The organism is Rhodoferax lithotrophicus (assembly GCF_019973615.1).
In the GTDB taxonomy this organism is placed as follows: domain Bacteria; phylum Pseudomonadota; class Gammaproteobacteria; order Burkholderiales; family Burkholderiaceae_C; genus Rhodoferax; species Rhodoferax lithotrophicus.
This window is the reverse complement of sequence record NZ_AP024238.1, coordinates 2,365,204-2,380,813: the sequence shown is the minus strand read 5'-3', so window position 1 is coordinate 2,380,813 and position 15,610 is coordinate 2,365,204. Positions and strand designations below refer to the sequence as shown.

Below are 15,610 nucleotides of genomic sequence, written 5' to 3'. Positions count from 1 at the left end.
CATACCCATTACCAACCGCCCCTCAATGGCGATCAACCCAAGCTCTACTCCTTCAACTGCAACTCCAACCCATGCAGCACCTGGTAGCAAGGCAGCACACTCGCCACTGAGCTGTTGGGTTCCCTGCCCTCCTTGATCGCTGCAAAAAACTCGCGGTCTTGCAGTTCGATGCCGTTCATGCTCACGTCCACCTGGGACACGTCGATTTTTTCTTCCTTGCCATTGAACAAGTCGTCATACCGCGCAATGTAGGTGGCGCTGTCGCCGATGTAGCGAAAGAAGGTGCCCAGCGGGCCGTCGTTATTGAAGCTCAGACTCAGCGTACAAATCGCGCCATTGGCGGCCTTGAGCTGGATGCTCATGTCCATGGCAATGCCCAGCGTCGGGTGGATCGGGCCCTGGATGGCGTTGGCTTTCACGATGAGGCTGCCGCACTGGTAGGCGAACAAATCGACCGTGTGCGCAGCGTGGTGCCACAGCAGGTGATCGGTCCAACTGCGGGCTTGGCCCAGCGCGTTCATGTTGGTGCGGCGGAAGAAGTAGGTCTGCACATCCATTTGCTGGATATTGAATTCACCCGCCGTGATTTTTTTGTGCACGTACTGGTGGCTGGGGTTGAAGCGGCGGGTGTGGCCGCACATGGCGACCAGGCCGCTCTTGGCCGCGACTTGCACGACTTCTTCGCCGTCGGTGAGCACATCGCACAGCGGAATTTCCACCTGCACGTGTTTGCCTGCCTTCAGGCAGGCCAGGGTCTGGCTGGCGTGCATTTGGGTGGGGGTGCACAAGATGACCGCATCGACTTCTTTCAGCGCCAGGCTGTCCGCCAGGTCGGTGGTGACGTGGTCAATGCCGTATTTGGCAGCCACTTCACGGGTTTTATCCAGGTCACGGCTGATGAGGGAGACGACTTCAACACCGTCGATGTTCTTGATGCCGTCCAGGTGTTTGATGCCGAAAGCGCCAGCACCGGCTAGCGCCACTTTGATGGTTTTGCTCATTTCAGGAATTCTCCAGGATAAGGTGTCCGACTGCGGTGTTGCTTGCCGGTACATGATAAAAACGGTGTCTAACGCTGACAGAACGTGCGCTGTCAGCTACATCTTGCATAGCACCCCGGGCAATCAGCCACATCACCAGCTCCACGCCTTCACTGCCCGCCTCTCGTACATATTCAATGTGAGGGGTTTGCGCACAAATAGCAGGATGGCTGATCATCTTATCCAGCCAGGCGTTGTCCCACTCGCGGTTGATCAGGCCAGCGCGGGCACCTTGCAACTGGTGGCTCATGCCGCCAGTGCCCCAGATGTGCACGTTGAGGTCTTCGTCGTAACTCTCCACCGCTTTGCGGATGGCCTGGCCCAGGTTAAAGCAGCGCTGGCCGCTGGGCACGGGGTATTGCACCACGTTGACGGCAAACGGAATCACCGGGCACGGCCAGGCATCCGGCTCACCACACATCAAAGAGAGCGGCACGGTCAGGCCGTGATCCACCTCCATCTTGTTGACGATGGTCAGGTCGAAATCTTGCTGAATCACCGAGTGGGCGATGTGCGATGCCAAGTCCGGGTGGCCGATGACCTTGGGCACCGGGCGCGGGCCAAAACCCTCGTCCGCAGGCGTGAATTCGGCTGCCGTGCCGATGGCAAAGGTGGGGATCATGTCCAGGCTGAAGGCGGTGGCGTGGTCGTTGTAGACCAGAAAGATCACGTCGGGCTTGTTGTCCTTCATCCACTGTTTGGAAAACTCGTAGCCCTTGAACAGCGGCTGCCAGTACGGCTCTTGCGTCTTGCCCAGGTCGATGGCCGCGCCGATGGCGGGCACGTGGGAGGTGTAAACAGATGCGGTGATACGGGCCATGATCAGGAAACTTTCCGGCCAGCCTGGCCTTGCGGTTGGTGTTGCGGCTGGGCGCTGCCGTCTTCGCCCAGGTGGCGGTTGCCTTCAATGGAGCGGCCACCGGCGAGCATCATGGCGCGGTATTCTTCCTCGCTCATGCCGGTCATGCTGCCTGCCATCTGCTGAAAGCTCAGGCCATGGGTGGCGCCGATCTTGGCCAGAAAGTAGATGTTGCCGCCAAGCTGCATGGCGCGGTTCAGGTCCATGTCGAGCACGGCCTGCTTTTGCTCTTCGCTCATCGGCCACTCGTCCAGATAGGCACGCTGATCCAGCTTGAAGCGCTCGCGGTTGTTGGCCTTCATCAGGCTCATGCAAAACTGGTTGAGCCAGTAGCCCTTGCGGCTTTGATCGGCATCAAAAATGATGGTGCCGGGGATGTCTTTGTAGGGTTTGTCGAGTGCCATGGTGTTTTAGGTAAAAAGTGCCTCTAGCCCAGGTATGACCTGCGCAAGCTGCTATGAATTCCAGTACAAACGATTCGGGTTATCGACCAGCAGCTTACGCTGCAATTCAGCCGTGGGCGCAATGTGCGGGATGAAGTCCACCAGCAGGCCGTCGTCGGGCATGTGATCCTTCAGGTTCGGGTGCGGCCAGTCGGTGCCCCACAGCACGCGGTCGGGGAACTCTTCAACAATGGCCTTGGCAAACGGAATCACGTCTTGGTAGGCGTTTTGCTCACCGTCCAATGCCTTGGGGCCGGTCACGCTCAGGCGTTCGGGGCAGCTTACTTTGCTCCACACATTGCTGTGTTCCCGCATGAACTTCTGGAACAGTGCAAACTGCGGCCCGTCCACCGGCAGCGCCACATCAGGCCGGCCCATGTGATCGACCACCACGGTGGTCGGCAGCGCGGTGAAAAAGTCCCACAGCTCGGGCAAGTCCACCGCCTCAAAGTAGATCACCACATGCCAGCCCCAGGCCTTGATACGCGCGGCAATCTCCATCAGCTCGTCCTTGGGTGTGAAGTCCACCAGGCGTTTGACAAAGTTGAAGCGCACACCACGCACACCGGCATCGTGCATGGCCTGGATTTCGGCATCGCTCACGCTGCGCTTGACGGTGGCCACGCCGCGCGCCTTGCCCTTGCTGCTCTGCAACGCATCCACCAGCGCACGGTTATCCGCCCCGTGGCAGGTGGCCTGCACGATGACGTTTTTCTCAAACCCCAGGTGGTCGCGCAGCGCAAACAGCTGGGCCTTGGACGCATCACAAGGCGTGTACTTGCGCTCTGGCGCGTAGGGGAATTCAGCGCCTGGGCCGAACACATGGCAATGCGCGTCCACCGCGCCTGCGGGCAACTGGAAACGCGGCTTGCTCGGGCCGCTGTACCAGTCCAGCCAGCCTGCGGTTTTGGTGAAATCACCTGAAGTTGGTTTGCTCATGGGGTGCTCGTGCCAGGGAAGAAGTTGTGTTGGCTGCATTGTCAGCAGCCAGCTCAACCTTGACTATGTGCATAAGCGGCTAGCTGGTATGCCGGGATGGGATAGCTTGGAGCATTCACAAGAATCGAGAGAAATTCCACGGCCAAGCGTGCGAAAACGAGGAGCGGCAAAGGCCCCCTCTCTTGCGTGGTTATGATCCATTTCAACCCACTGGGAAGTGCTTTTAAGCCCCCCTACCGCGACCGTCTGAGCAGGCGGTTCAGTCCAACTTGATTGAAGTGAATACTCAGCATGGAAGTTGCCCCCCTGAAACCTCGTCAATTTGGTTCTACCCACGGCAAGCTGGTCGTCTATTTCCACGGTGCCCCCGGTGCGCCGGAGGAAGGTCAGCTCTTCGACCTGGAAGCCCAAAAACACGGTTTGACGGTGCTTTGCCTTGACCGGTTTGCGATCCCTGCCGCCCTCACCGGTGAGGCGTATTACCGGTTTCTGGCGGAAGAAATTGCCAAAGCATCTGGCGAACAACCCGTCGATTTCATTGGGTTTTCCATCGGTACGTTCATCGCCCTTCAAACTTGTCGGTACATGCCCAACGGGGTCAGAAGCCTGCACCTGGTGTCTGCGGCAGCGCCTTTGGAGGCAGGGAACTTTCTGCCAGCCATGGCGGGCCAACAGGTGTTCCGGCTGGCCAAGGCTGCGCCGGCGTTGTTCATGTTGTTGTCGTACTGGCAAAGCTTGCTCGCCTGGCTGGCCCCTAAAGCCTTGTTTCGCCTGCTGTTTGCCAGTGCCGCAGGTGCTGACAAGGCCCTGGCCGCCGACCCTGAGTTTCAGGCCCGCATCACCCCCATATTGCGCTCATGCTTTTGGGGCCGCGTGCGGGGCTATGTGAGAGACGTTGAGGCCTATGTGCAGCCGTGGAGCGCCATACTGGCCGACATTGCCGCGCCCACACACCTCTGGCATGGTGATGCGGACAACTGGTCGCCGCCGCAAATGGCGCACTACCTGGCCTCGGCGATACCGGGCGCAGCCGCAACCCCAAGCTTCAGCGGGCTGTCGCACTACTCGTGCTTGTACCGGGCGGTGCCTGAAATATGCCGGGGGTTGGGGCGGGGCTGACGGGGCCACCTGCATCAAGATCGTTTTCGCATCAAAAGTAACACATGTGTTACCATTAATCATGGCAATCAAAGTCGAAGAGTACATCCGTGAGGATGCATCCAACCCTTACAAACAATGGTTTGATAGCCTGTCATCGCAGGCTGCAGCCAAAGTGACCGTTGCCAAACTTCGTATGGAATTGGGCAATACCTCCAGCATCAAGTGGTTTGACGGCCTGGGTGAATACATCATCGACTGGGGACCCGGTTACCGAATCTACCTCGCCAAAGATGGCGAAACGCTCATCGTTCTGTTTGGCGGCGGCACCAAGCGTGGCCAGCAACGAGACATCGATAAAGCCAAGGAACTGTTGGCCGAGTACAAGTCACGCAAAAAGGCAATGACTGCAAAATCAATCAGCAAGCACAAGGGGTAAATGCAATGGCACTGACCAGAAATTTCAAAGAAACCGTCATCCAGCGTGTCCAAAGCGACGCATCATTTGCGCAGGCCCTGTTGGATGAGGCCGCGACTCTGTTCCTCAACGGCGAGCCAGAGACAGCACGCCTGATTCTGCGTGACTTGGTGAATGCCACCATCGGCTTCGAGCAACTCGCAACACTGACCTCCAAGCCCAGCAAGAGTTTGCACAGGATGTTGTCACCTACCGGCAACCCCAGCATGGACAACCTGGCAGCCATATTTCGAGCCGTGCGCGAACGGCTGCAGGTCAGCCTGTCTGCACACTCGGTCGCAGCCTGAGGCGGTTGACCAATCCAATCTCAGTCTGCTCGGTCAGGTCGTTTGGATACAGATCATCTGTAAGTTGGGGGCAACATCTACTTTGACGCGGGGAGACCGCGCCAGCATTGCGGAGCTGCTGGGTAGTTTTGAGCGAGGCCCTGACCGCCGGGTGGTGCTGGCTGGTTTGCTGGCGAGCCAAGACTTGGCAAATGCCAGCAGCAAAACCGAGGCCCCGGCACAGTCTTGCCGTTCAGGCGGCGGTTGAACACCCCCATAATGGAGGATAGTCAGCCAGCATAGGCAACAAGGCAATTTTTACAAGGAGAAAACATGCACGATTTCATAGCCAAAGTCGCCAAGCACATCGATCACGTCAAGAAAGTGGGCGAGCACTGCACCACAGAAGAGACCACCAAGCAGGCGCTGATACTGCCCCTGCTGGAGATTTTGGGCTTCAACCCTTATGACCCTACCAAAGTCAGGGCCGAGCACGCATCAGACTTTCCAGGGGTCAAAGTGGGTGAGCGGGTGGACTAGGCGCTGTTTTGCAACAACGTACCAGTCATGTTTATCGAGGCCAAGGGCTATTCAGCCAACTTGAACAACCACTGCCCGCAACTGTCGCGTTATTACAATGCGACCCCTGAAGTGACCGTGGGTGCTATCACAAACGGGCGCGAATGGCGCTTCTTCACCGACTTGGTGAATAAAAATATCATGGACAGTGAGCCGTTTCTGACGATCAAGTTTGATGGATCGCCCCAGGATGCCTCTCACCAATTGGCCCAATTTCATCACGATAAATTCCAGCCCGAAGCCTTGCGTGCACTGGCCGAGGAAAACATTTACCTCAACGCATTCAAGGCTTCCATTACCACCGTGTTGCGCGAGTGTGATGCCGATTTTGTGAAGTACATCGCGGGCCGCGCCAACATCCAACGGACCTTCACCGCCAAATTCATCGAAGGCGTGCAGCCCATCATGAAACAGGCCCTGGCTAAGGCGATCAGCGACATGGTGACCAGCTCGCTTTCGACACCGACACCTGAGGAGCCGCCACAGATCGCTCCAGTTGTATTGATCGATCCCGCTGCGCCCACCATCGATCCCACCAACTCAAAAATTATCACTACCGCCAATGAGCGCCGGGTGCTTGAGATTTGCCAGGAGTTATTACCGGACGAAGATTTACACGGCAAAGACACCGAGAGCTACTTTACCGTGCTCTACCAAGGTAAAAGCAACCGCTGGATGGTGCGCTACTGGGGTGACAAAAAGCGGTCGTCCGTCGCCTTTTGCATGCCTCTGACCGACGCGCACCGCATCGAGATCAAGCGCTCAAAACTGGAAATTGGTGCGGGAGACACGATCATGCTGGATCGGCCAGAACACCTGCTGCGGCTGACCGGCTTGCTGGACGATGCCCTGGCGTTTAGCAAGAATGATGACAACTTCAAGCGCGGTGCAAGCGCCAGTGCAGCAAGTTGAATCGGGCCATACAGCCGCACTTCGGGTGGGCTTTTAAGCAAGCACAAACAGCCTGCACCTGGACAATAACAGACACCCTGTTGATGTAGTAACATACCTACATTATTCAAACATACGAGGTGTCGCCATGACCATCACCACCTTAACCAGCCGCGAGTTCAACCAAGGGGCCAGCGAGGCCAAGCGGGCTGCCAATAACGGGCCGGTGTTCATCACGGATCGAGGCCGACCGGCTCATGTGCTGATGAGCTTTGCGGACTATCAGCGGCTCACCAAGCAGCGGCGCAACATTGCCGATGCACTGGCGATGCCGGGTATGGCCGACATCGAATTTGATCCGCCGCGCGTGACCATCGAAGCCCAGCCGGCTGATTTCTCATGATGTTTGTACTTGATACCAACGTAGTGTCCGAACTGCGCAAGGTGCGGCTTGGCAAGGCCGATTTGAACTTTGCGGCATGGACGCAAAGCGTTGATGCCGCTGACCTCTTTGTGTCTGCCATCACCATCATGGAACTGGAGCTTGGCGTTTTGTCGATTGAGCGAAAAGATGCCACCCAAGGGGCCATGTTGCGAGCGTGGCTAGAGCAGCACGTGTTGCCTGAGTTTTCCGGGCGCACGCTGCCAGTAGATACCGCCGTGGCACAACGCTGCGCCCGCTTGCATGTACCCGATAAGCGCGGCGAACGCGATGCACTCATCGCAGCAACTGCCCTTGTGCATGGCATGACGGTGGTCACTCGCAACGTCGCTGATTTCAAGCCCACCGGAGTGAGCATCGTCAATCCGTGGGAGGCCCCAGCAGCGACACGCAGCAAGAAACATCCCGTTTGATTGGCAGGAGTCTCGCGGATGCCTACGGAGTCAAAGGGCGCGCTCTCACCTGAGCCAGCATCCGATCCGCCTCCACCCGCCAGTCCGCGCTGCGGGCAAATTCGGACGTGCCCTTTTCACCAAACCAGCCCTGGTCAGCGCCGTCGGCCACCCAGGCCTGGCGCTCGGCCGTGCCGCTGGCCGACCAGGGGGTCAGGCCGGCATCACGCACGGTCTCGGCCACTTCGCGCACTTCTTCGCTGCGGCGGCGGCCGTGTTCGATGACGCGCTGGAAGAAGTAGGCGGCCTGTTTTTCCCAGTCGATGCCGGGGAAGGTTTCATACAGGCTGGCGATGACTGCGTCTTCCACGCCGTAGTGGCGGGCGGTGGTGAAGCTCTCGATCACCATGGCCTCCAGGCCCTTGATCATGACGCTGCGGCACATCTTGGTGGCGCTGGCCACGCCCAATTTTTCACTGGCAACTTTGGCGGCAAAGCCCAGGCTGTTGATGAGTGGGGCCAGCTCGGCGGCAAAGCCACCGCCCAGCAGCAGCGGCACCTTGATGCGGTAGGGTGGCACGCTGGTCATGACTGCGCCTTCGACGTAGCGGCCCCCTGCCCCGTCGATCAGGCTGGCGGCGCGCTGTTTGGCACCGGGCGATGCGGAGTTGAAATCCAGAAAGTAGGCGCCTATCTGCAGCGCAGGCGCGCAAGCCTGGGCTACCAATACGGTTTGGCTGGCAGTGACGGCGCTGATGATGAAGTCAACTTGAGCGGCCAGCGCGGCACTGCTGGTGGCCAGTTGCACGCCGTGTTGTGTGGCGTGGGCTTGCAGGGGGGTGGCGGTGGCGGGGTTGTCGAGCTTGATGTCGTAAGCACTGACGGCGACACCTTGGGCGCGCAGGTCTTCGGCCAGGATGCGACCCACTTCGCCGTAGCCGACCAGGCCGATGTGCCAGTGTTGGGGGATGGTTTGCATGGGTTTAGCGTTATGAATTTGCAGCTTGGGGATGCCCCGCAGAATGGGGCTTCATGGCATTTAGTGCTCTAGCCCAGGTAACACCTGGGCAGAGCGCTTCAATCTATATAGCGCAGACCCGCTTTGGCCAGGCCTTCACGCATCTTGTAGTAGTCCAGCCCCAGCACGCCAGAGGCGAAGATGGCGCGTTTGTCACCTTCGTTGGCTTCGCGGGCTTCTGCGGCATCGGCCACTTTTTGGGCAATGGCTGCGGGCACAACGACCACGCCGTCGATGTCGGCAATGACCACGTCGCCGGGGTTGACCTGGGCTCCGGCGCAGACCACCGGCACGTTGACCGAGCCCAGCGTGGCCTTAATAGTGCCTTTGGCGTGGATGGCTTTGGAGAACACCGGGAACTTCATCTCGGTGAGGTCTTTCACGTCGCGCACGCCGCCGTCAATGATCAGGCCGACCGCACCACGCGCCTGGAACGAGGTAGCCAGCAGGTCGCCAAAAAAGCCGTCGGTGTTGTCGGTGGTGCAGGCAGCCACAGCCACGTCACCGGGCTGCAACTGCTCAGCGGCCACGTGCATCATCCAGTTGTCGCCGGGTTGCAGCAGCACGGTGACGGCTGTGCCGCAGATGCGGGCATCGTTGTAGATCGGGCGCATGTAGGGCTTCATCAGGCCGACGCGGCCCATGGCCTCGTGGATGGTGGCCACGCCGAAGCGCGAGAGTTTTTCTACTGCAGCCTTGTCGGCGCGATTGATGTTGCGTTTGACGATTCCGAGGTTGTTCATTTCACTTCCTTTGTTTTCAACAAGGCATCCAGCCGTGGGAACACGCGGCGGGCGTTGCCTTCATAGATTTGTTGACGGTCTGCGTCACTGAGGATTTTGCTGGCCTCGATGTAGCGTTTGGTGTCGTCGTAATAGTTACCGGTTTCGGGGTCGATACCGCGCACCGCGCCGATCATCTCGCTGGCAAACAGCACGTTTTTCACCGGGATCACGGTGTTGAGCAAGTCAATGCCGGGCTGGTGGTAGACGCAGGTGTCGAAGTAGATGTTGTTCAGCAAATGCTCTTGCAGCAGCGGTTTTTTCAGCTCTTGCGCCAGGCCACGGAAGCGGCCCCAGTGGTAAGGCACGGCACCGCCGCCATGTGGGATCAGGAACTTGAGCGTGGGGAATTCCTTGAACAAGTCGCTGGTCAGGCACTGCATGAAGGCGGTGGTGTCGGCGTTCAGGTAGTGTGCGCCGGTGGTGTGAAAGCAGGCGTTGCAACTGGTGCTGACGTGAATCATGGCGGGCAGGTCGTACTCCACCATCTTCTCGTAAATCGGGTACCAGTGCTTGTCACTCAAGGGTGGTGAAGTCCAGTGGCCGCCGGATGGATCGGGGTTCAGGTTGATGCCGACCGCGCCATATTCCTTGACGCACTTTTCCAGCTCGGGGATGCAGGTGGCGGGATCGACGCCGGGGCTTTGCGGCAGCATGGCCACCGGGACAAAGTTCTCGGGAAAGAGTTGGCTGACGCGGTAACACAGCTCGTTGCAGATGGCCGCCCAGGTGCTCGACACGTTGAAGTCGCCAATGTGGTGCGCCATGAAGCTGGCGCGTGGGCTGAACAGGGTCAGGTCGCTGCCGCGCTCTTTCATCAGGCGCAGCTGGTTGCTCTCAATGGTCTCGCGCAGCTCGTCGTCGCTGATTTTGAGGTCAGCTACTTTGGGCATGACGGCGGGGTCTTTGATGCCCGCAATTTGCTGGTTGCGCCACGTTTCCAGCGCCTTGGGGGCCGTGGTGTAGTGGCCGTGGCAGTCGATGATCATGGTTAAACTCCTTTTATAAGTGTTTTAAGCCTCTAGCCCTTATCAATCAAGCGCAAGAAGCTATTAAAGTAATAGTATTCAGCGCACCAGCTCAGCAAAATCGAGCGGCAGGCCCACGTAGTTTTCGGCAATCGACAAGGAACCGGCGTGGGAATGGATCAGGTAGTCCAGCTCGGCCTCTTGAAACTTGGCGGTGATCGGGCCGTCGTCCGGGAAGCGGTGCATCAGCGAGGTGAACCACCACGAGAAGCGCTCGGCCTTCCAGATGCGGCGCAGGCAGCGGGCCGAATACGTGTCGATGCCCTCCTCGCTGCGGTTTTGGTAAAAGTCCACCAGCGCATTGCAGAGGTACTTCACGTCGGTGGCGGCCAAGTTCAGGCCCTTGGCCCCGGTGGGCGGCACGATGTGGGCCGCGTCACCGGCCAGGAACAGGCGGCCAAAGCGCATCGGCTCGGTAACAAAGCTGCGCAGCGGGGCAATGCTTTTCTCCAGCGACGGTCCGGTGACCAACTGGGCGGCGGCTTCGGCATCCAGGCGCAGGCGCAGCTCTTGCCAGAAGGCATCGTCGGTCCAGTCTTGCAGGCGGTCGGTCAGCGGCACTTGCAGATAGTAGCGGCTGCGGGTTTTGCTGCGCTGGGAGCACAGGGCAAAACCACGCGGGCTGTTCACGTAGATCAGCTCGTCATGCACCGGCGGCGTGTCGGACAGCAGGCCGAGCCAGCCAAAGGGGTAAACCTTCTCGAATTCTTGAATCGACTTGCGCGGCACGCTGGCGCGGCACACGCCGTGAAAGCCATCGCATCCGGCGATGAAATCACAGTCCAAGGTCACAGCTTTGCCCTGGTGGGTGAAAGTGACACGCGGGTGAGCGGTGTCAAAGTCAAACACCTGCACCTCAGCCGCTTCGTAATAGGTGGGCAGACCAGCCGCAGCGCGGGCGTCCATCAAATCATGCGTGACTTCGGTCTGGCCGTAGACCATGACGTTTTTGCCGCCGGTCAGCGCGTTCATGTCGATGCGGTGGCGCTGGCCGCCGTAGAGCATGTCAAAGCCGCCATGCACCAGGCCTTCGCGGTGCATGCGTGCGCCGACACCGGCTTCATCCAGCAAGTCCATCGTCACCTGCTCCAGCACACCAGCGCGGATGCGGCCCAGCACATAGTCGCCCGAGACACGCTCGACGATCACCGCGTCAATGCCGGCCTTGTGCAGCAACTGGCCCAGCAGCAGGCCGGATGGCCCGGCACCAATGATGGCGACTTGGGTACGGATAGAAAGGCTCATGGTGACTCCATTTATAAGTGTTTTAGGCCTCTAGCCCAGGTAAAACATGCGCAAGCAGCTATTAAATTCATATCAAACAGGATCCATGCCCTGGCGCTTCTTGGCCTGTGCCGTCGCCGGTGAGGCCATGAACTCCAGCAGCGCTTGCACCTCAGTCGGCCGGGTGCAGCCGGTGGTCATGGCGGCTGAAAAGGTGGTGGTGATCTGGATCTCTGGCGGCAGCGGGCCAACGATGGTGATGCCGGGCTGGTGGATCAGTTCGCTGAGCTGCTGAAAGCCCAGCGCCACCTCCCCCTTGGCCACCAGACTGCCCACTGGCACGCCGGGTGGTGCGGTGACGATGCGGGGTTGGATCAACTCGGCAATGCCCCAGCGCTCAAACAGCTTGGCCAGCGCCACACCACTGGGGCCAGTGGAATAGCCCAGCGTGGGCGCGGCCAGCACGGCCTGGCGCACCGCCTCTTCGCTGCTGATGTCGGGCACCGGGCTGCCTTCCGGCACCGCCACATCGACACCGGAAAACACCAGCGGGGTCAGGCTGTCAGCACGCAAATGGCCTGCGGCGACCAGTTTGGCCATGGCATCCGAGGCCAGAATGACCAGGTCAAAGGCCTCCCCGGCTTGCACCCGCCTGGCCGCATCCACCCCGCCGACCGATTCGATGGCCACGGTCTGGCCGCTGCGCTCGGCATAGGCCTGGGTAAGGTCGGCCAGCAACAGGCGCGTGGCCATGGACGAGATGCCGGTGGGCGGCGCAACAGGGGGAAGGGCAGAGTTTTGCATGACCCCAATTCTGGGTTTTGCCCATGCGTGGGGAAAGCACCACCGGGCACTAGCAGTTATTTCAAATAGGCATAATGGCCGCCTAGTTATTCCCAATGACCACCATGGACCTGAAACAACTCGAATACTTTGTGCGCGTGGCCGAACTCGGCAGTTTTACCCGTGCCGCCATTGCGCTGGACGTGGCCCAGCCTGCCCTGAGCCGTCAGGTGCGCCTGCTGGAGGTGGAGCTACGGCAAAACCTGCTGACACGTAATGGCCGCGGGGCCCTGCCCACCGAGGCAGGCAAGTTGCTGCTGGCGCATGGCCGCGGCATCCTGCACCAGGTGGAGCGTGCGCGGGAGGAACTGGGCCGTATCCGTGGCTCGCTGGCCGGGCGCGTGGCGGTGGGGCTGCCACCCAGTCTGGCGCGTATTCTCACCGTGCCGCTGACACGGGCTTTTCGGGCCGAGTTGCCCGATGCCACCATTTCCATCAGTGAAGGCCTGTCGGTAGCCATGCAGGAGTCGCTGGTGGCCGGACGGCTGGACATTGCCGTGCTGTACAACGCGCAGCCAACCGCCGAAACCGAAATTGCGCCGCTGCTGGAAGAGGATCTGGTGCTGGTACGCCGCCGTCCACCCGGACTGCCGGAAGATCCGCCGCCCGGCCCTGTGACCCTGCAGGCCGTATCACAACTGCCATTGGTGATTCCCAGCCGCCCCAACGCCATTCGCATGCATGTGGAGTCCGAAATGGCCAACCTGGGTTGTCGGCTGAAGATTGCATTGGAGATTGACGGTGTATCTGCCATTCTGGATCTGGTGGCCGACGGTGCCGGGTGCGCGGTGCTGTCACGCCACGCAGTAGCCAACTCGATCCGGCCCTCGGCATTCACCGTACAAGCCATCCATGAGCCCTTGCTGCGCACCAAGGTATCGCTGGCCACCAGCTCGCTACGCCCAGCTACCCTGACCCAGCAGACCACGCTGGCGCTGATTCGGCAAACGGTGGGGAAGATTGTGAAGGCGTGAGGGGATGATGACGCACTGTTTGTGCTTTGGAGTGTGCAGACTCTGAACCCAAGTGCGTCAGCACGTCAACGCATCGCACCCCTGGTTGGCAACACTTGGCCTTGCCGCTTGACTACTTGTAAATCTTCTTCAGCAGCTTCATCAGGGTTTTGCGTTCTTCAACAGACAATTTGGATGTGGCCTGCTGCTCCAGCTGAACCGCCGTTTTTTCGGCATTACGCATCATTTTTTCGCCCACTTCTGTCAGATACAAACCCATGGCGCGACCATCATGAGGATGCTGCAGACGCTTGATCAGGTCACGTTTTTCCAGTGTATTCACCATGCCAACCAGATTCGGTGCCTGGATACCCAGGGTGTTGCAGAGCTGCCGTGAGGTGATGCCAGGGTTGTGGGTGATCAGCGAGAGCACCGAAAAATCCACCGTCCGCAGGTCATAGATCGCCATGCGCTCCATGAACTCGCTGATGATGACCAAAGCTGCCCGGCGGGCGTTGTAGCCCACCAGGGTTTCAAGATAGCGGGTGTTGACTTTTTCAACAAACGGTGTGGTGACTTTTTCATCCATAAGATTCGACCAGAAAATCACCCGAGCATACCGAACTATGGGAGCCTGGCTGAGATGATCTGCACGCGCATGGCAAACTCTGGCAGTATCCAGTGCTGCAGCGCTGCCTCAGGGTGCTGCCAGCGGGCTGACTCTGGGCCTGAGGTATCACCTGTAGGTGTCTGCCGGATTTGTACCCAGGCCCATGCCAACAAGGTCACGGCTACGGCGCGCAGGTAGTCGTCTGCCACCCAGTACGGCAACTGTTGATCCAGCGCACTGGCCTGTACCAGCTTGCCGGTCAGCGCACACAACACCGTGACCTGTGTTTTGAAGGTCTCGGCAGCAACATCCGTACCCACCAGCTTGTCGGAAAGCTCCTGCAGCAAGGTAGTTAACCCTGCCCCACCATCAGGCAACACCTTGCGTACCAGCAAGTCAATCGCCTGGATTTCGTTGGTGCCCTCGTAGATCATGCTCACACGTGAATCCCGCACGATCTGCTCAATCCCCCATTCACGCACATAACCATGGCCGCCAAAAACCTGCATGCATTCACTGCTGCCCTTGAAGGCCTGCTCCGTCCAGGCCGCTTTGAGCACCGGTGTCACCAGACTGCACCAGCGCTCTGCCCTGATCCTGGGTTCGCTTTCAGGGTGATGTTTGATGATGTCAAGTTCCAGTGCCGTGGTGTAGGCCAACACACGGCCCCCGTCAATCCAGGCGCGCTGGGTGTCCAGAATACGACGCATGGCCGGGTGCTCAATGATCAGGCTGGCCTCCATGCTGGATTTGTCACGCCCCGGAGCACGCATCTGACGGCGCTCCTGGGCGTAGGCATGGGCCTTTTGCCAGGCAGCATCAAGCAAACCAATCCCTTGCAGCGCCACGTGCAGCCGGGCGGCATTCATCATGACAAACATGGCATTCAAACCACGCCCAGGTGTCCCAACTATCCAGCCAGTAGCCTCATCAAAACGCATGACGCAGGTTGCGCTGCCGTGTAAACCCATTTTTTCTTCAATACGCTCACACAGCGCCGGGTTGCGTGCGCCATTGGGCATGTATTTGGGTGCCAGAAACAGTGACAGGCCTTTGGGGCCGGGGGGAGCATCCGGCAGGCGTGCCAACACCAGGTGGATGATGTTGTCGCTCAGGTCATGCTCAGCCCCTGAGATAAAAATTTTGGTACCACTTAAGTGGTAACTGCCGTCCGTTTGTGGCACAGCTCGGGTGCGTACCAGTCCCAGGTCGCTGCCCGCATGGGGTTCGGTCAGGCACATGGTGGCCAGCCATTCCCCGGTGGCAACTTTTTCCAGGTAACGCGCCTTGAGTTCATCGCTGGCATGGTGTTTGATACATTCGTAAGCACCATGCAACAAGCCTGGCGCCATGGTCCAACCGTGGTTGGCGGCACTCAGCATTTCATACAAAACGGCTTCAAGAACGCCAGGCAAACCCTGGCCACCGTCCTCAGGAGCACAGGCCAAAGCGGGCCAACCTGCCTGCCAGAAAGCCTGGTAAGCCTCCTTGAAACCAGGCGGGGTGGTCACTTGGCCATTGGCAAACTGACAGCCCACTTCGTCGCCGGTGCGACTCAGGGGTGCAATGACTTCACCGACAAATTTACCGGCTTCATCCAGCACCTGGCGCATCAGGTCAGCATCCACCTCGGTGAAAGTGGGCAACACCTGCAACCGGGCCGGTGCTTGAAGCACCTCGTGCAGAATAAAGTGAAAGTCGGACAAAGTGGGCTGATAGTTCATG

20 protein-coding genes are annotated in these 15,610 nt (G+C 59.3%); 9 read left to right on the top strand and 11 right to left on the bottom strand.

Annotated features, from left to right (window positions below):
- Positions 1 to 44 precede the first annotated feature (44 nt).
- The 4 genes from LDN84_RS11155 to LDN84_RS11140 are packed head-to-tail and all read right to left on the bottom strand — an operon-like array spanning position 45 to position 3,281.
- Positions 45 to 1,001, bottom strand: a complete 957-nt coding sequence (locus LDN84_RS11155) for a Gfo/Idh/MocA family oxidoreductase (protein ID WP_223912548.1) — start codon at positions 999 to 1,001, stop codon at positions 45 to 47.
- A gap of 1 nt (position 1,002) precedes the next feature.
- On the bottom strand, positions 1,003 to 1,860 hold the full coding sequence (locus tag LDN84_RS11150; RefSeq protein WP_223912543.1) for a class III extradiol dioxygenase subunit beta: 858 nt from the start codon (positions 1,858 to 1,860) through the stop codon (positions 1,003 to 1,005).
- Between the two features lie 2 nt (positions 1,861 to 1,862).
- Entirely contained in the window at positions 1,863 to 2,303 is a 441-nt protein-coding gene (gene ligA, locus LDN84_RS11145; protein ID WP_223912541.1) for a protocatechuate 4,5-dioxygenase subunit alpha, read from the bottom strand.
- A 51-nt stretch (positions 2,304 to 2,354) separates the two neighbouring features.
- Positions 2,355 to 3,281: an amidohydrolase family protein gene (locus LDN84_RS11140; RefSeq protein WP_223912538.1), complete on the bottom strand. Its 927-nt coding sequence runs from the start codon at positions 3,279 to 3,281 to the stop codon at positions 2,355 to 2,357.
- 291 nt (positions 3,282 to 3,572) lie between these two features.
- Between LDN84_RS11140 and LDN84_RS11135 the strand changes: the two genes are divergently transcribed.
- From LDN84_RS11135 to LDN84_RS11100, 8 genes are all read left to right on the top strand, one after another.
- Positions 3,573 to 4,400 (top strand): alpha/beta fold hydrolase, encoded by an 828-nt coding sequence (locus tag LDN84_RS11135; protein WP_223912536.1) that lies wholly within the window; start codon positions 3,573 to 3,575, stop codon positions 4,398 to 4,400.
- Between the two features lie 61 nt (positions 4,401 to 4,461).
- The gene (locus tag LDN84_RS11130) at positions 4,462 to 4,818 is read left to right on the top strand and encodes a type II toxin-antitoxin system RelE/ParE family toxin (protein ID WP_223912535.1); all 357 of its coding nucleotides are present in this window, start codon (positions 4,462 to 4,464) and stop codon (positions 4,816 to 4,818) included.
- A 5-nt stretch (positions 4,819 to 4,823) separates the two neighbouring features.
- Positions 4,824 to 5,144, top strand: coding sequence for a helix-turn-helix domain-containing transcriptional regulator (locus LDN84_RS11125; RefSeq protein WP_223912533.1), 321 nt, complete (start codon positions 4,824 to 4,826; stop codon positions 5,142 to 5,144).
- Positions 5,145 to 5,226: 82 nt separating this feature from the next.
- Entirely contained in the window at positions 5,227 to 5,391 is a 165-nt protein-coding gene (locus tag LDN84_RS11120) for a hypothetical protein (protein ID WP_223912532.1), read from the top strand.
- A 65-nt stretch (positions 5,392 to 5,456) separates the two neighbouring features.
- Positions 5,457 to 5,663 (top strand): hypothetical protein, encoded by a 207-nt coding sequence (locus tag LDN84_RS11115; RefSeq protein WP_223912530.1) that lies wholly within the window; start codon positions 5,457 to 5,459, stop codon positions 5,661 to 5,663.
- Between the two features lie 27 nt (positions 5,664 to 5,690).
- A complete protein-coding gene (locus tag LDN84_RS11110; protein ID WP_223912529.1) occupies positions 5,691 to 6,614 on the top strand; it encodes a type I restriction endonuclease subunit R in 924 nt (307 codons plus the stop codon).
- Between the two features lie 127 nt (positions 6,615 to 6,741).
- On the top strand, positions 6,742 to 6,996 hold the full coding sequence (locus tag LDN84_RS11105; RefSeq protein ID WP_223912526.1) for a type II toxin-antitoxin system Phd/YefM family antitoxin: 255 nt from the start codon (positions 6,742 to 6,744) through the stop codon (positions 6,994 to 6,996).
- Entirely contained in the window at positions 6,993 to 7,448 is a 456-nt protein-coding gene (locus LDN84_RS11100; protein ID WP_223912523.1) for a type II toxin-antitoxin system VapC family toxin, read from the top strand. Before LDN84_RS11105 ends, LDN84_RS11100 begins: the two co-directional genes overlap by 4 nt.
- A 22-nt stretch (positions 7,449 to 7,470) precedes the next feature.
- Here LDN84_RS11100 and LDN84_RS11095 read toward each other — a convergent pair whose 3' ends face one another.
- The 5 genes from LDN84_RS11095 to LDN84_RS11075 form a co-directional block, all read right to left on the bottom strand.
- A complete protein-coding gene (locus tag LDN84_RS11095) occupies positions 7,471 to 8,406 on the bottom strand; it encodes a DUF1932 domain-containing protein (RefSeq protein ID WP_223912520.1) in 936 nt (311 codons plus the stop codon).
- 98 nt (positions 8,407 to 8,504) lie between these two features.
- On the bottom strand, positions 8,505 to 9,188 hold the full coding sequence (ligK, locus tag LDN84_RS11090; RefSeq protein ID WP_223912517.1) for a 4-carboxy-4-hydroxy-2-oxoadipate aldolase/oxaloacetate decarboxylase: 684 nt from the start codon (positions 9,186 to 9,188) through the stop codon (positions 8,505 to 8,507).
- The gene (locus LDN84_RS11085; protein WP_223912515.1) at positions 9,185 to 10,216 is read right to left on the bottom strand and encodes an amidohydrolase family protein; all 1,032 of its coding nucleotides are present in this window, start codon (positions 10,214 to 10,216) and stop codon (positions 9,185 to 9,187) included. The genes ligK and LDN84_RS11085 overlap by 4 nt, the downstream gene beginning before the upstream one ends.
- 78 nt (positions 10,217 to 10,294) lie before the next feature.
- Positions 10,295 to 11,488, bottom strand: a complete 1,194-nt coding sequence (gene pobA, locus LDN84_RS11080) for a 4-hydroxybenzoate 3-monooxygenase (RefSeq protein WP_223912937.1) — start codon at positions 11,486 to 11,488, stop codon at positions 10,295 to 10,297.
- 84 nt (positions 11,489 to 11,572) lie between these two features.
- On the bottom strand, positions 11,573 to 12,283 hold the full coding sequence (locus tag LDN84_RS11075) for a substrate-binding domain-containing protein (protein WP_223912512.1): 711 nt from the start codon (positions 12,281 to 12,283) through the stop codon (positions 11,573 to 11,575).
- Positions 12,284 to 12,387: 104 nt separating this feature from the next.
- On the opposite strand from LDN84_RS11075, the gene LDN84_RS11070 reads away from it, so the two are divergent.
- Positions 12,388 to 13,296, top strand: a complete 909-nt coding sequence (locus LDN84_RS11070; protein ID WP_223912934.1) for a LysR substrate-binding domain-containing protein — start codon at positions 12,388 to 12,390, stop codon at positions 13,294 to 13,296.
- Positions 13,297 to 13,408: 112 nt separating this feature from the next.
- Here the strand turns inward: LDN84_RS11070 and LDN84_RS11065 are convergent, their stop codons facing one another.
- Together LDN84_RS11065 and LDN84_RS11060 are read right to left on the bottom strand one after the other, a co-directional pair.
- Positions 13,409 to 13,864, bottom strand: coding sequence for a MarR family winged helix-turn-helix transcriptional regulator (locus tag LDN84_RS11065; RefSeq protein WP_223912510.1), 456 nt, complete (start codon positions 13,862 to 13,864; stop codon positions 13,409 to 13,411).
- A 35-nt stretch (positions 13,865 to 13,899) separates the two neighbouring features.
- Positions 13,900 to 15,609 (bottom strand): acyl-CoA dehydrogenase family protein, encoded by a 1,710-nt coding sequence (locus LDN84_RS11060; protein ID WP_223912507.1) that lies wholly within the window; start codon positions 15,607 to 15,609, stop codon positions 13,900 to 13,902.
- Position 15,610 lies beyond the last annotated feature (1 nt).

Excerpts from the sequence above, each read along its gene's own strand:
- LDN84_RS11065 (WP_223912510.1), bottom strand. The coding sequence starts at position 13,864 with ATGGATGAAAAAGTCACCACACCGTTTGTTGAAAAAGTCAACACCCGC.
- LDN84_RS11070 (WP_223912934.1), top strand. The coding sequence starts at position 12,388 with ATGGACCTGAAACAACTCGAATACTTTGTGCGCGTGGCCGAACTCGGC.
- LDN84_RS11075 (WP_223912512.1), bottom strand. The coding sequence starts at position 12,283 with ATGCAAAACTCTGCCCTTCCCCCTGTTGCGCCGCCCACCGGCATCTCG.
- LDN84_RS11095 (WP_223912520.1), bottom strand. The coding sequence starts at position 8,406 with ATGCAAACCATCCCCCAACACTGGCACATCGGCCTGGTCGGCTACGGC.
- LDN84_RS11105 (WP_223912526.1), top strand. The coding sequence starts at position 6,742 with ATGACCATCACCACCTTAACCAGCCGCGAGTTCAACCAAGGGGCCAGC.
- ligA (WP_223912541.1), bottom strand. The coding sequence starts at position 2,303 with ATGGCACTCGACAAACCCTACAAAGACATCCCCGGCACCATCATTTTT.
- LDN84_RS11115 (WP_223912530.1), top strand. The coding sequence starts at position 5,457 with ATGCACGATTTCATAGCCAAAGTCGCCAAGCACATCGATCACGTCAAG.
- LDN84_RS11125 (WP_223912533.1), top strand. The coding sequence starts at position 4,824 with ATGGCACTGACCAGAAATTTCAAAGAAACCGTCATCCAGCGTGTCCAA.
- LDN84_RS11085 (WP_223912515.1), bottom strand. The coding sequence starts at position 10,216 with ATGATCATCGACTGCCACGGCCACTACACCACGGCCCCCAAGGCGCTG.
- LDN84_RS11150 (WP_223912543.1), bottom strand. The coding sequence starts at position 1,860 with ATGGCCCGTATCACCGCATCTGTTTACACCTCCCACGTGCCCGCCATC.
- LDN84_RS11140 (WP_223912538.1), bottom strand. The coding sequence starts at position 3,281 with ATGAGCAAACCAACTTCAGGTGATTTCACCAAAACCGCAGGCTGGCTG.
- ligK (WP_223912517.1), bottom strand. The coding sequence starts at position 9,188 with ATGAACAACCTCGGAATCGTCAAACGCAACATCAATCGCGCCGACAAG.
- LDN84_RS11060 (WP_223912507.1), bottom strand. The coding sequence starts at position 15,609 with ATGAACTATCAGCCCACTTTGTCCGACTTTCACTTTATTCTGCACGAG.
- LDN84_RS11135 (WP_223912536.1), top strand. The coding sequence starts at position 3,573 with ATGGAAGTTGCCCCCCTGAAACCTCGTCAATTTGGTTCTACCCACGGC.
- LDN84_RS11155 (WP_223912548.1), bottom strand. The coding sequence starts at position 1,001 with ATGAGCAAAACCATCAAAGTGGCGCTAGCCGGTGCTGGCGCTTTCGGC.
- LDN84_RS11100 (WP_223912523.1), top strand. The coding sequence starts at position 6,993 with ATGATGTTTGTACTTGATACCAACGTAGTGTCCGAACTGCGCAAGGTG.
- LDN84_RS11130 (WP_223912535.1), top strand. The coding sequence starts at position 4,462 with ATGGCAATCAAAGTCGAAGAGTACATCCGTGAGGATGCATCCAACCCT.
- LDN84_RS11110 (WP_223912529.1), top strand. The coding sequence starts at position 5,691 with ATGTTTATCGAGGCCAAGGGCTATTCAGCCAACTTGAACAACCACTGC.